Consider the following 12,724-nt stretch of genomic DNA (forward strand, 5'->3'; position numbering starts at 1 on the left):
CCCCGCCGGCCTCGATCCGTATGACGGAGGAGCACCCATGCTGACCACCAACTACGTCCCGGGCACACCGAACTGGCTCGACCTCGGGGCCCCCGACGTCGATGCCGCCGTCGCCTTCTACTCCGCCGTCTTCGGCTGGAGCTTCGCATCGGCCGGGCCGGAGGCCGGCGGGTACGGCTTCTTCCAGATCGACGGCAAGACGGTCGCGGCCGTCGGCCCGCTGACGGAGGAGGGCGCCGGATCCGCCTGGACGGCCTACTTCCACACCCGCGACGCGGACGCCACGGCCAAGGCCGTGGAGCAGGCCGGCGGCTCGGTGCGGGTCGAGCCGGGGGACGTCTTCACGGCGGGCCGGCTCGCGGCCTTCACCGACCCGACGGGCGCCGACTTCGCCGTGTGGCAGCCGCGCGAGACCGGGGGCCTGGAGAGGGTCATGGAGCCCAACACGCTCTGCTGGACCGAGCTGTACACCACCGACGCGGCCGCGGCGAAGGACTTCTACCGCGCGGTCTTCTCCTGGAGCTATCAGGACATGCCGATGGGCGGCGACATGGTCTACTCGGTCATCTCCTCGCCGGGCGGCGGCAAGGCCGACGACCCGGGCCAGGGCGGCCTCATGCAGCTGCCCCAGGAGAATCCGGCGGCCGGTTCGACATCGGAGTGGCACCCGTACTTCGGCGTGACCGACTGCGACGCGACCTACGCCGCCGCCGTCGGCCAGGGCGCCACGGTCCTGATCCCGCCCGCCGACGCCCCGGGTGTCGGCCGGCTGGCCATGGTGAAGGACCCGGCCGGGGCCCCGTTCGCCCTGATCAAGGGGGATCCGAACATGACCTGAGCCGCGCCGGGAGTCGGCGGCGTGCGGCCGGCGCCGCTCAGTGCGTGTCCCGCGGGCGGGCGTCCACGATGCGCTTGATCTTGCCCACCGAGCGCTCCAGCGTCTCCGGATCGACGATCTCGACGGCTACCGAGACCCCGATGCCGTCCTTGACGCCGCGCGCGATCGTCCCGACGGCCGCCGTGCGCTCCTCGGAGGTGGCATCGGGGCGGGCCTCGGCGCGTACGGTCAGCCGGTCCAGCCGGCCCTCCCGCGTCAGCTTCAGCTGGAAGTGCGGGGCGACGCCGGGCGTGCGCAGCACGATCTCCTCGACCTGCGCGGGGAAGAGGTTGACCCCCCGCAGAATGATCATGTCGTCGCTGCGTCCGGTGACCTTCTCCATCCGGCGGAAGGCGGCCCGCGCGGTGCCCGGCAGCAGGCGCGTCAGATCACGGGTGCGATAGCGGACGACCGGCATCGCCTCCTTGGTGAGGGAGGTGAAGACCAGCTCCCCGTGCTCACCGTCCGGCAGCACCTCGCCGGTGATCGGGTCCACCACCTCCGGGTAGAAGTGGTCCTCCCAGATGTGCAGCCCGTCCTTGGTCTCCACGCACTCCTGGGCGACGCCGGGGCCCATGACCTCCGACAGGCCGTAGATGTCCACGGCGTCGATCGCGAACCGCTCCTCGATCTCGCGCCGCATCTCCTGCGTCCAGGGCTCGGCACCGAAGACGCCCACCTTGAGGGAGGTCGTCCGGGGGTCGACGCCCTGCCGCTCGAACTCGTCGAGGAGGGTGAGCATGTAGGACGGCGTCACCATGATGATCTCGGGGCGGAAGTCCTGGATGATCTGCACCTGCCGGCTGGTCATCCCGCCGGACGCCGGGACGACCGTGCAGCCGAGCCGTTCCGCGCCGTAGTGGGCGCCCAGACCGCCGGTGAACAGGCCGTATCCGTAGGCGATATGGACGGTGTGCCCCGGTCGGCCGCCGGCCGCGTACAGCGAACGGGCGACGACGTCCGCCCAGTGCGACAGATCGCGCTCGGTGTAGCCGACGACCGTCGGACGGCCGGTGGTGCCGCTGGAGGCGTGGATGCGGCGCACCCGCTCCTTGGGGACGGCGAACATGCCGAAGGGGTACTGGGCGCGCAGATCGTCCTTGACGGTGAAGGGGAAGCGGACGAGATCGCCGAGCGAGCGGCAGTCCTTGGGATGCACCCCGACCCGGTCGAAGGACTCGCGGTAGAAGGGGACATGGTCGTAGGCGTGCTGCAACGAGGCGCGCAGCCGGGTCAGCTGGAGTTCCCGCAGGGCCTCCGGGGAGAGCCGCTCGGCATCGTCGAACGTCTCACCGCCCGTCGCCCCGCCGCCCGTGGCTGCTTCCGGCATGTCCGGCATGGAGTGTCACCGCCTCGTCTCCCTACCGATCATTCGGTAGCTGAATGCGGTCCAAGTAATCAGCGTGCGGCGAGCACGTCAAGGGTCCCGGCGCAGGCGGTTCACGGATGGTCCTGCGGGGGAGCGGCGTCCGCCGGGTGCGCAGGTGGGCGAGGTCCGGCCGGTGTGCCCAGGGACCGGGACGAGCGGGATGCGGGGGAGCGGCGGGAGGGTGCCGGCAGGCCGTAGGCTCGCTCCGTACGACCTCCCACGAACGACCCTTGGGAGGCCCGGAGTTCGAGAGAGGCCGACCGTGCAGCTGACCACCTCGATGCGCCGTGCGCTGGTCGCCGGCGCCGCCGCGACCGCCCTGCTCACCGGAACCGGCGGGGCCGTCGCCGCCCCGTCCGCCGCCGCTCCTTCCGCCCCGGTCACCGCTCAGGCCGCCCCGCCGGCCGCCGCGCACTCCCCGTACGGGCAGCTCCGGCCGCTCGCCGCGCTGTCCGCGGAGCGGCTGGCCGCCGGCGACCTGGTGGCCGCGGCGAAGTGGGGCACCGGCGCGCCGATCGACGACCCGGTCCGCGAGCGGCAGGTGCTCGACGCGGTCGCGGCGCAGGCCCGGCAGCTGGGCGCCGACCCGGCGGCGACGGTGCGGATCTTCCGCGACCAGATCGAGGCCAGCAAGGTCCTGCAGCGCGGACTGCACCGGCTGTGGGACGCCGACCCGTCCCGAGCACCGGACGAGCGCCCCGACCTGGACGAGGTCCGCAAGGAGATCAACCGCGTCAACGGCGAGCTGGTGCGGGCCATCGCCGCCTCCCCGGACGCCCGCTCCGCGCCGTACTGCCGCCCGCTGCTGACCGTGAACGCCGCGCAGGTACGCCATGAGCGGCGGCTGGACGCGCTGCACACGCTGGCGCTGGGCCGCGCCCTCCGGTCGGTCTGCGCCCCGTCCGCGGCGCCCGGCGGCTGAGCGCCGCGCACGGACCCGCGGCGTCCCGGGCGTCGAGGGCGCCCCGCCTCACGCCTCCCGTTCGCCCGCCGCCACCGCCTTCGCCCAGCGGTAGTCCGCCTTGCCGCTGGGCGACCGCTGGATCCGGTCGGTGAAGACCACGGCGCGCGGAATCTTGTAGCCGGCCAGCCGGCTCCGGCAGTGCGCCTGGATGCCCTCCAGGTCCAGCGGGCCGGCTCCCTCGCACAGTTGGACCACGGCCGCCACGCGGTTGCCCCACCGCTCGTCCGGTACGCCCGCCACCAGCGCGTCGTACACCTGAGGATGCGCCTTGAGCGCCTGTTCGACCTCCTCCGGATAGATCTTCTCGCCACCGGAGTTGATGCACTGCGAGCCCCGCCCGAGGACGGTGACGATGCCCTGTTCGTCCACGGTGGCCATGTCGCCCAGCAGCACCCACCGGTCGCCGTGCGCCTCGAAGAAGGTCTCGGCGGTCTTCGCCGGGTCGTTGTAGTACCCCAGCGGTACGTGTCCGCGCAGCGCGAGCCGGCCCGTCCCGCCCGCCGGCACCGGCGCGCGGCTCGCCGGATCCACCACCGCCGTACGGGAGTTGACGTGCAGCCGGAAGCCCCGCTCGGCACCCGCGTCGTCGGTGGCCGTCCCGTTGAACCCGGATTCCGAGGAGCCGAAGTTGTTCAGCAGCAGGGCGTGGGGCACCAGCGCGCCGAACTGGGCGCGCACCGTCTCGGAGAGGATCGCGCCGGAGCTGCTGACGCTGAGGAGCGAGGAGCAGTCCACGCCCTTCAGCGGCCCGCCGAGCGCGTCCACGAGCGGGCGCAGCATCGCATCGCCGACCAGCGAGATACTGGTGACCCGCTCCCGCTCGATGGTCCGCAGCACCTCTTCGGGCACGTACTTGCGGTGGATGACGACCTTCTGGCCGAAGTGGAAGGCGATGAACGCGGTGAGGGTGGAGGTGCCGTGCATCAGCGGCGGTGTGGGGAAGAACACGAGACCGGCGCCGCCGGCCGCGACCCGCTCGGCCAGCTCCTGGGGCCGCTTCACCGGCTTGCCGGTCGGCGCCCCGCCGCCCATCCCGGAGAAGAAGATGTCCTCGTGGCGCCACATCACGCCCTTGGGCAGGCCGGTGGTGCCGCCGGTGTAGATGACGATCTGGTCGTCGGCGGAGCGCGGTGGGAAGCCGCGGGCGGGTGAGCCGGCGGCCTCGGCGTCCGCCAGCGCGACCGGCGCGATCCGGGGCTCGGGCGCGCCGGGCGGCGGGCTGCCGACCCGTACGAGGTGCCGCAGCGCCGGGGCGTGCGGGAGGGCGGCGGCGACCCGGCCGGTGAACTCCGCTTCGAAGACCAGCGCCACCAGGTCCGCGTCCCGGTAGAGGTAGGCCAACTCATCTTCCACGTAGCGGTAGTTGACGTTCACCGGGACGGCGCGGATCTTCAGGCAGGCGTAGGCGGCCTGGAGGTACTCGATGCCGTTGTAGAGGTGGAGCCCCACGTGGTGGCCGGGGCCGATGCCGTGGTCGGCGAGGTGGTGGGCCAGCCGGTTGGCGGCGCGGTCCAGCTCCGCGTACGTCAGCCGCCGTTCGGCGCCGGTCCCCGGGTGGTCGACGTACACCAGCGCCTCGCGGTCGGGGACCGTGTCGACGATCGATTCGAAGAGGTCGGCAAGGTTGTACTCCATGTCTCCTCCAGACCGGGCGGGCGTCGGCCGGCCCGGTCTGCCGACCGGACCCAGTCGGTCATTAGAGCGCCGCCGGGGGGAGCTGGGAAGGGCCGCGGCCAACAAATCTGACTACCTGTCAGAAAACTCTTGAACTCGCCGTGCGGCTACTGCAACCTGTTCTACGTCTTGAGACGGGAGGACGGCATGGGTGGTACGGAACATCTGACCGTGGAGCGCGTCGGCGCGACACTGGTGCTCACCCTCAACCGGCCGGAGGCGAAGAACGCGCTCTCACTGCCGATGCTGGTGGGCCTGTACGACGGCTGGCTCGCCGCCGACGAGGACGACGAGATCCGCTCCATCGTCCTCACCGGCGCCGGCGGCACCTTCTGCGCCGGAATGGACCTCAAGGCGCTGGCCGGCGGCGGGATGGCCGGCGAGCAGTACCGCGACCGGCTGCGCGCCGACCCCGACCTGCACTGGAAGGCGATGCTGCGCCACCACCGCCCCCGCAAGCCGGTGATCGCCGCCGTCGAGGGGTACTGCGTCGCCGGCGGTACGGAGATCCTCCATGGCACCGACATCCGCGTCGCCGGCGAGAGCGCCACCTTCGGCCTCTTCGAGGTCGCCCGCGGACTGTTCCCCATCGGCGGCTCCACCGTCCGCCTCCCCCGCCAGATCCCCCGCACCCACGCCCTGGAGATGCTGCTCACCGGCCGGCCCTATCCGGCGCCCGAGGCGGCCCGCATCGGCCTGATCGGCCATGTCGTCCCCGACGGCGGGGCACGGGAGGCGGCCCTGGAGATCGCCGAGCGGATCAACGCCTGCGGCCCCCTCGCCGTCGAGGCCGTCAAGGCGTCCGTCTACGAGACCGCCGAGCTGACCGAGGCCGAGGGGCTCCGGGCCGAACTCGCCCGGGGCTGGCCCGTCTTCGACACCGCCGATGCCAAGGAGGGCTCCCGCGCCTTCGCGGAGAAGCGTCCCCCCGTCTACCGGCGCGCCTGAGCCAACGAGCCCGAGCAGCCCAAGGAGCCCGCATGTCAGAGGTCCTCACCGCGCCCCTCGTCGTGGAATTCCCCTTCACCCGCTCGCTCGGCCCGGTCCAAAGCGCCTTCCTCACCGGGCTGCGCGAACGCACCGTCCTCGGCGTCCGGGCCGGCGACGGCCGGGTCGTCGTACCGCCCACCGAGTACGACCCGGTCACCGCCGAGGAGATCCACCAGCTGGTCGAGGTCGGCGCGAGGGGCACCGTCACCACCTGGGCCTGGAACCCGGCCCCGCGCCGCGGCCAGCCCCTCCCCACCCCCTTCGCCTGGATCCTGGTCCGGCTCGACGGCGCCGACACCGCGCTGCTGCACGCCCTGGACGCCCCCGGACCCGACGCCGTACGCACCGGCATGCGGGTGCGGATCCGCTGGGCCGCCGAGCGCACCGGCGCCATCACCGACATCGCCTGCTTCGAGCCGTCCGACGACCCGGAGGACGGTACGCGGCCGGCCGCGCACAGCGGGGAGTTCGCCGACCCGGTCACCGGGATCACCGCCCCCGCCCGGCTCGACTACACCTACTCGCCCGGCCGCGCCCAGTCCCGCTACCTCCAGGCGCTCGCCGGCCACCGCACCATCGGCGAGCGCTGCCCGTCCTGCCGCAAGGTCTATGTCCCGCCCCGCGGCGCCTGCCCCACCTGCGGCGTCGCCACCGACACCCAGATCGAGGTCGGCCCCAAAGGCACCGTCACCACCTTCTGCATCGTCAACATCAAGGCCAAGAACCTCGACATCGAAGTGCCCTACGTCTACGCGCACATCGCACTGGACGGCGCCGACCTGGCCCTGCACGCCCGCATCGGGGGCATCCCCTACGACCAGGTCCGCATGGGGCTGCGGGTGGAACCCGTATGGACCGAGGACGGGCGCTTCCCCGACCACTACCGCCCCACCGGCGAACCCGACGCCGACTACGACAGCTACAAGGAGCTGATCTGATGCGCGATCCGATCCGCGAGGTCGCCATCGTCGCCTTCGGCCAGAGCCGCCACGTCCGTGACAGCGCCGAGACCTCCGAGGTCGAGATGCTGATGCCGGTGCTGCACGACGTACTGGCGCGGACCGGCCTGAAAGCCGGCGACATCGACTTCACCTGCTCCGGCTCCTCCGACTACCTCGCCGGCCGGGCCTTCTCCTTCACGATGGCCCTGGACGGCGTCGGGGCCTGGCCGCCGATCGCCGAATCCCATGTGGAGATGGACGGCGCCTGGGCGCTGTACGAGGCATGGGTGAAGATCCTCACCGGTGAGGCGGAGACCGCGCTGGTCTACGCCTACGGCAAGTCCTCGCCCGGCGACGTCCGCGAGGTCCTCACCCGCCAGCTCGACCCGTACTACGTCGCCCCGCTGTGGCCCGACTCCGTCGCGCTCGCCGCCCTCCAGGCCCAGGCGCTGATCGACGCGGAGCTGACCGACGAGCGGGAGCTGGCCTCGATCGCGGCCCGCAGCCGCGCCGCCGCGGCCGCCCACCCGGCCGCCCAGCTGCGCGGCGCCGTGCCCGTCGGCGAGCCGCTCGTCGGCCCGCTGCGCACCGGCGACTGCCCGCCCATCGGTGACGGCGCGGCCGCGGTCGTCCTCGCCGCCGGCGACACCGCCCGCCGGCTGACCGGCCGCCCCGCCTGGATCCGCGGGATCGACCACCGCATCGAGGCGCACAGCCTGGGCGTCCGCGACCTCACCGACTCGCCCTCCACCCGGCTCGCCGCCGAACACGCCGGAGCCTTCGAACGGCCCTTCGACGCCGCGGAGCTGCACGCGCCCTTCACCTCCCAGGAGGTCGTGCTGCGCCGCGCCCTGAAACTCGACGCGCCCGGCAGCACGGTGCACATCAACCCGTCCGGCGGCGCGCTCGCCGCCAACCCCGTCATGGCCACCGGCCTGATCCGGCTCGGCGAGGCCGCCGCCCGCATCCAGCGCGGCGAGTCCGACCGCGCCCTCGCCCACGCCACGTCGGGACCGTGCCTGCAGCAGAACCTGGTCGCCGTCCTGGAGGGGGAACGATGAGCAAAGCCGCCACGTCCAAGGAGCCGGTGGCCGTCGTCGGCATCGGCCAGACCAAACACGTCGCCGCCCGCCGGGACGTCTCCCTCGCCGGACTCGTCCGCGAGGCCGCCCACCGGGCCCTGGAGGACGCCGGGTTGGGCTGGCCGGACGTCGACGCCGTGGTGATCGGCAAGGCCCCCGACTTCTTCGAGGGCGTCATGATGCCCGAGCTGTACCTCGCCGACGCGCTGGGCGCCGTCGGCAAACCGATGCTGCGGGTGCACACCGCGGGCTCGGTCGGCGGTTCCACCGCCCTGGTCGCCGCCAACCTGGTCGCCGCCCGGGTCCACCGCACCGTCCTCACCCTCGCCTTCGAGAAGCAGTCCGAATCCAACGCCATGTGGGGCCTGTCCCTGCCGATCCCCTTCCAGCAGCCCCTGCTGGCCGGCGCCGGCGGCTTCTTCGCCCCGCACGTCCGCGCGTATATGCGCCGCACCGGCGCCCCCGACACCGTCGGGTCCCTCGTCGCCTACAAGGACCGCCGCAACGCCCTGAAGAACCCCTACGCGCACCTCCACGAGCACGACATCACCCTGGAGAAGGTCCAGGCCGCACCGATGCTCTGGGACCCGATCCGCTACTCGGAGACCTGCCCGTCCTCCGACGGGGCCTGCGCGATGATCCTCACCGACCGCGCCGGCGCCGCGCGCTCGCCGCACCCGCCCGCCTGGGTGCACGGCGGGGCGATGCGCAGCGAACCCACCCTCTTCGCCGGCAAGGACTTCGTCTCGCCGCAGGCCGGCAAGGACTGCGCCGCGGACGTCTACCGGCAGGCCGGGATCGCCGACCCCCGGCGCGAGATCGACGCCGTCGAGATGTACGTCCCGTTCTCCTGGTACGAACCGATGTGGCTGGAGAACCTCGGCTTCGCCGAGGAGGGCGAGGGCTGGAAGCTCACCGAGTCCGGCGTCACCGAACTCGACGGCGACCTCCCGGTCAACCCCTCCGGCGGAGTGCTCTCCACCAACCCCATCGGCGCCTCCGGCATGATCCGCTTCGCCGAGGCCGCCCTGCAAGTGCGCGGCCGGGCCGGCGCCCACCAAGTCGACGGCGCCCGACGGGCGTTGGGACACGCCTACGGCGGCGGGGCCCAGTTCTTCTCGATGTGGCTGGTCGGCGCCGACTCCCCGGCCGCCTGAGGGACCGGGGCCGCCTCCCCGCGCCGCGCCCCGGCGCCGGGGCACGTCCCCTGTCCGTCCCCGGGCGCAGTGGTTAGGCTGCCCACGGACGACGTATCGCGAGGAAGCGAGGACACACGTGGCCAACAGCACCACCGAGCAGCGGCTCGCGGGCGGCCCCCGGCCCGCACTCGACCTGTCGCAGGCCGAGTGGCAGTCCAGCACCCAGGGCGTGGGCGACGTCCAGGTCGCCTTCGTGGAGGGCTATGTCGCGATGCGCAACCGCCGCAGCCCGGAGATCCCGGCGGTGATCTTCTCCCCGGCCGAATGGCGCGCCTTCGTCCTGGACGCCCGCGAGGGCGAGTTCGATCTCACCTAGGTCGGGTGCCCAAATGGCCCTGATTCAACGGCAGTTCGCCGGTACGGACGGTGCCTGCCGGGCCACTCGTAGGATGGACGGTATGACGGGTGAGCGTGATCTTGGACTGCTGCTGAGCGGGATGCGTCCCCAGCTGAACGAGGGCCGCTATGTCTTCACCAGCGTGCCCGGCCTGGTCCCCGAGGGGGTGACGCCCCAGGTCACCGTCGCCGAACCCGAAGGGCTCACCCTCGTACTGCGCCAGGAGGAGGCCGATCGCGCCGGCCTGCCGTACGACTATGTCGCCGGCTGGATCACCCTGCGGGTGCACTCCGCGCTGGACGCCGTCGGACTGACCGCCGCCGTCGCCACCGCGCTCGCCCGGGCCGGGCTCAGCTGCAATGTCGTCGCCGGCTTCCACCACGATCACCTCTTCGTGCCCCACGACGCGGCCCCCGAGGCGCTGCGCCTCCTCGGCGAGCTGTCCGCGGGGGCCTGACCGGCGGTGCGGCGGGCCGCCGCGGCGCCCGCGCGCTCAGCTCGACGTCAGCGCGGCGTGTCGCGTCGGGCCACGTACGATGGCGGCATGTCCTTCCTCCGCCGCCGTAGCGCCTCGCCCGCCGGTCCAGACTTCGACGTACTCGCCATGGACCCCGGGGACTGGCCGGGCAATCTCGGGGCCGGGCTGCTGCCCGCGCCCGACGGGAGCTGCCAGGGCGTCTTTCTGCGCTACGACCTGTTCGGTGGCCGCGGCCCCGCGATGATCATCGGCAATCTGCCGGAGGGCTCCCCGGCCCGCGAGCTGGAGGGCGACGAGGTGCCCTTCGAGGTGGCGCAGCTCCTCGCGGCGCTCGGCAACGACGAGCCGGTGACGGTCGTCGAGAGCGAGGACACCCCGGTGATGCACGACGACAACCTGCTGATCGTCAAGCGCATCAAGTGCTCCGAGAGCCGGATCTCGTGTGCCCAGTTCGACCGCAGCGACGGTGTGCTGGTCACCATCGCCAGCTGGGACCGCCCGATCACCGACGACCTCTACGCGCTGCTCAAGCCGCTGCCGGCGGAGCTGTTCCAGCAGGGCTGACCCGCAGCGCACACGGGAGCGGACACGCCTCGCGCCCGGTGGACGGCCCGACCTGTGCCGTCCACCGGGCGCGAGGCGCTCAAGCGGCGCCCGTCCCTAGGAGCCCGAGCGCTGTACGTCGACGTCGGCCGCACGCACATAGCCGACCCGGTGGCCGAGCTGGATCTCGTAGTAGACGTCCTTGCCGCGCACGATGCGGTGCTTGGTGGTGTCGAAGGTCGGGGCGTAGAAGTAGTCGCCCGCCATCCGGTCGCCGACCGCGTACTTCTGACCCGCGGTGATCTTGTACGGCAACGGGGAGACGGCCTGGTACGGCACGCCGGCCGGGTACGCCGCCTTCTCCGGGTACGCGCGGCCGTAGACCGGGATCTCCGGTCGGCCGGCCTTCGGCGTGGCGATCAGGCCCTGGGTGTTGACCGCCGTCGGCGCGCCCGGCGGATTGCGGAACCACGCGAGCTGTCCGAGGTACCAGACCGCCGTCCAGTCGCCGGCCCGGCTCGCCACCGCGAACCGCTGGCCCGTCGTGGCGCGGGCACCGGTGTCGTTGACGCCGTCCGTGGAGTCGCTGCCGTCCGGGTGCAGTCCGACGTCCTTGACCAGCGGGGCGTTCTCGTCGGGCGCGATGTGCAGCCGGACCGCGGTGGAGCCGTGCGGGGCGCAGAGGTCACCGGGCTTGGCGCAGCCGGTGTAGCGCGGGGTGTTCCCGGCGTAGTCGGGGCGGAGGGTGACCAGCCCGCCGTTCGGGCCCGCGTTGGAGTGGAAGGGCCTGCCCAGCAGGGTGAAGTAGTGCGCCCAGTCCCAGTACGGTCCGGGGTCGGTGTGCATACCGGGGATCGTGGACGTGGTCGTGCCGGGCACGTTGTCGTGGCCCAGGATGTGCTGCCGGTCGAGCGGTACGTCGTACTTGCGGCTCAGGTACTTCACCAGGTGGGCCGAGGCGCGGTACATCGCCTCCGTGTACCAGGCGTCCGGCGCGGCGAGGAAGCCCTCGTGCTCGACACCGATGGAGTGCGAGTTGAGGTACCAGTTGCCCGCGTGCCAGGCGACGTCCTTGGTCGGTACGTGCTGGGCGATCAGACCGTCCGAGGAGCGGATCGTGTAGTGCCAGGACACATACTTCGGGTCCTTGATCAGCTTCAGGGTGACATCCCACGACCCCTCGGTGTCGTGGATGACGATGGCGTTGACCTTCTGGTCCTTGGGGCGGTTCGCCAGGTCGTGGTTGCCGTAGTCCTTGTCGCCGAACTCCTCGTACGGCGCCGGGACCGACATGCAGGCCACGCTCCACGGGCACTCCAGCCCGCCGTCGCCGCCCGCAGCGGAGGCTTTGACGGCCGGCCTGCCGAGACGTTTCTGCTGGGCGGCGTCGGGGACCAGCCCCGGAGCGGCGGCCAGGGTGACCCGCTGCCCCGCGTCGTTCGTCCGCGCCTGGCCCCGGCGCATGACCTGATACACCTCGTCCGCGAAGGCCCTGCCGCCGCGCGCGTTGTCCTGGCCGCCGTAGCCGGCCACCGCCGCGTACCACCGGGCCGGAGCACCGCCCGCGGGCAGCCCCAGCCGGCGCTGCTCGGCGGCGAGCAGCGCCGCACCGCCCAGCACGTTCGCCGCGGGGTCCGTACGCAGCTTCTCGGGGGACAGACCGGTCAGCTTCGCCGCGGTCGCCAACGTCCGCAACCGGGCGGGGAGTTTCGCGGGCAGCAGGGCCCGTTGCGCCGTGCTCTTCGGCACCCGCTTACGGGCGCGCGAGCCGTCACCGCGTGCGTCCTCCTCGCCCTCGCTGAACTCCGGCAGCCGGGACAGGGCCGTACGGGCGTCGGTCAGATGCATCGGGCCGTAGCCGCCGGAGACGCTGGGCGCGCCGCGGTGGCCGTCCCAGCGGGACTCCAGATACGAGACGCCGAGCAGCACACTGCGGGGTACGTGGAAGCGGGCGGCGGCATCGGTGAAGGCCCGCTGCAGCCGGTCGGCCGGGGGCTGCCCGGCGCTCGCGGACGGCGCTCCCGAGAGCGGCAGCAGCAGGACCGCCGCCGCGACGGCGGTGGATCTGCGCAGGGCGGGGCGGTGGATTCTCCTTGCGTCTTCCGGGGCGGATCCTCGCAAAACGACCTCCTCGAGCCGGCCCGAGCCGGACGGTGTGCGGACGGTGTGACGGTTGGCGCGCAAACGGCCGTGCGGGGTGGACCCGAGGGTAGATGCCCCTTCGGGCCTATAGCTATACGTCTGCCGACGGACCGTCAATCACCGCGCCG

12 protein-coding genes are annotated in these 12,724 nt (G+C 72.7%); 9 read left to right on the forward strand and 3 right to left on the reverse strand.

Going from position 1 to position 12,724, the window contains the following annotated elements:
• Positions 1–37 precede the first annotated feature (37 nt).
• On the forward strand, positions 38–838 hold the full coding sequence (locus ACZ4NB_RS28395; protein WP_467665881.1) for a VOC family protein: 801 nt from the start codon (positions 38–40) through the stop codon (positions 836–838).
• A gap of 37 nt (positions 839–875) precedes the next feature.
• Here the strand turns inward: ACZ4NB_RS28395 and paaK are convergent, their stop codons facing one another.
• The gene (paaK, locus tag ACZ4NB_RS28400) at positions 876–2,207 is read right to left on the reverse strand and encodes a phenylacetate--CoA ligase PaaK (RefSeq protein ID WP_467665882.1); all 1,332 of its coding nucleotides are present in this window, start codon (positions 2,205–2,207) and stop codon (positions 876–878) included.
• A gap of 301 nt (positions 2,208–2,508) precedes the next feature.
• Here paaK and aroQ point away from each other — a divergent pair, with 301 nt between their 5' ends.
• Complete coding sequence (aroQ, locus tag ACZ4NB_RS28405; protein WP_467665883.1) at positions 2,509–3,168, forward strand: gamma subclass chorismate mutase AroQ; 660 nt, start codon at positions 2,509–2,511, stop codon at positions 3,166–3,168.
• A gap of 48 nt (positions 3,169–3,216) precedes the next feature.
• Here aroQ and ACZ4NB_RS28410 read toward each other — a convergent pair whose 3' ends face one another.
• Positions 3,217–4,845, reverse strand: coding sequence for an acyl-CoA synthetase (locus ACZ4NB_RS28410; protein ID WP_467665884.1), 1,629 nt, complete (start codon positions 4,843–4,845; stop codon positions 3,217–3,219).
• Positions 4,846–5,031: 186 nt separating this feature from the next.
• Between ACZ4NB_RS28410 and ACZ4NB_RS28415 the strand changes: the two genes are divergently transcribed.
• The 7 genes from ACZ4NB_RS28415 to ACZ4NB_RS28445 all read left to right on the forward strand — a co-directional run bounded on the left by ACZ4NB_RS28415 (position 5,032) and on the right by ACZ4NB_RS28445 (position 10,475).
• Positions 5,032–5,832, forward strand: coding sequence for a crotonase/enoyl-CoA hydratase family protein (locus ACZ4NB_RS28415; protein ID WP_467665885.1), 801 nt, complete (start codon positions 5,032–5,034; stop codon positions 5,830–5,832).
• A gap of 32 nt (positions 5,833–5,864) precedes the next feature.
• Positions 5,865–6,812: a Zn-ribbon domain-containing OB-fold protein gene (locus tag ACZ4NB_RS28420; RefSeq protein ID WP_467665886.1), complete on the forward strand. Its 948-nt coding sequence runs from the start codon at positions 5,865–5,867 to the stop codon at positions 6,810–6,812.
• Positions 6,812–7,876 carry a thiolase domain-containing protein gene (locus ACZ4NB_RS28425; protein ID WP_467665887.1) on the forward strand — a complete coding sequence of 355 codons (1,065 nt, stop codon included), beginning with the start codon at positions 6,812–6,814 and terminating at the stop codon, positions 7,874–7,876. The genes ACZ4NB_RS28420 and ACZ4NB_RS28425 overlap by 1 nt, the downstream gene beginning before the upstream one ends.
• On the forward strand, positions 7,873–9,054 hold the full coding sequence (locus tag ACZ4NB_RS28430; protein WP_467665888.1) for a thiolase domain-containing protein: 1,182 nt from the start codon (positions 7,873–7,875) through the stop codon (positions 9,052–9,054). The genes ACZ4NB_RS28425 and ACZ4NB_RS28430 overlap by 4 nt, the downstream gene beginning before the upstream one ends.
• Before the next feature lie 118 nt (positions 9,055–9,172).
• Positions 9,173–9,412 carry a DUF397 domain-containing protein gene (locus tag ACZ4NB_RS28435; RefSeq protein ID WP_467665889.1) on the forward strand — a complete coding sequence of 80 codons (240 nt, stop codon included), beginning with the start codon at positions 9,173–9,175 and terminating at the stop codon, positions 9,410–9,412.
• An 82-nt stretch (positions 9,413–9,494) separates the two neighbouring features.
• Positions 9,495–9,890: an ACT domain-containing protein gene (locus ACZ4NB_RS28440; RefSeq protein ID WP_467665890.1), complete on the forward strand. Its 396-nt coding sequence runs from the start codon at positions 9,495–9,497 to the stop codon at positions 9,888–9,890.
• Between the two features lie 87 nt (positions 9,891–9,977).
• Positions 9,978–10,475, forward strand: coding sequence for a hypothetical protein (locus ACZ4NB_RS28445; protein WP_393499621.1), 498 nt, complete (start codon positions 9,978–9,980; stop codon positions 10,473–10,475).
• Positions 10,476–10,571: 96 nt separating this feature from the next.
• On the opposite strand, the gene ACZ4NB_RS28450 is transcribed toward ACZ4NB_RS28445, so the two are convergent.
• Positions 10,572–12,575 (reverse strand): N-acetylmuramoyl-L-alanine amidase, encoded by a 2,004-nt coding sequence (locus tag ACZ4NB_RS28450; protein ID WP_467665891.1) that lies wholly within the window; start codon positions 12,573–12,575, stop codon positions 10,572–10,574.
• Between the last annotated feature and the right edge of the window lie 149 nt (positions 12,576–12,724).

The sequence above is a fragment of the Streptomyces sp. NPDC026575 genome, from assembly GCF_055567415.1.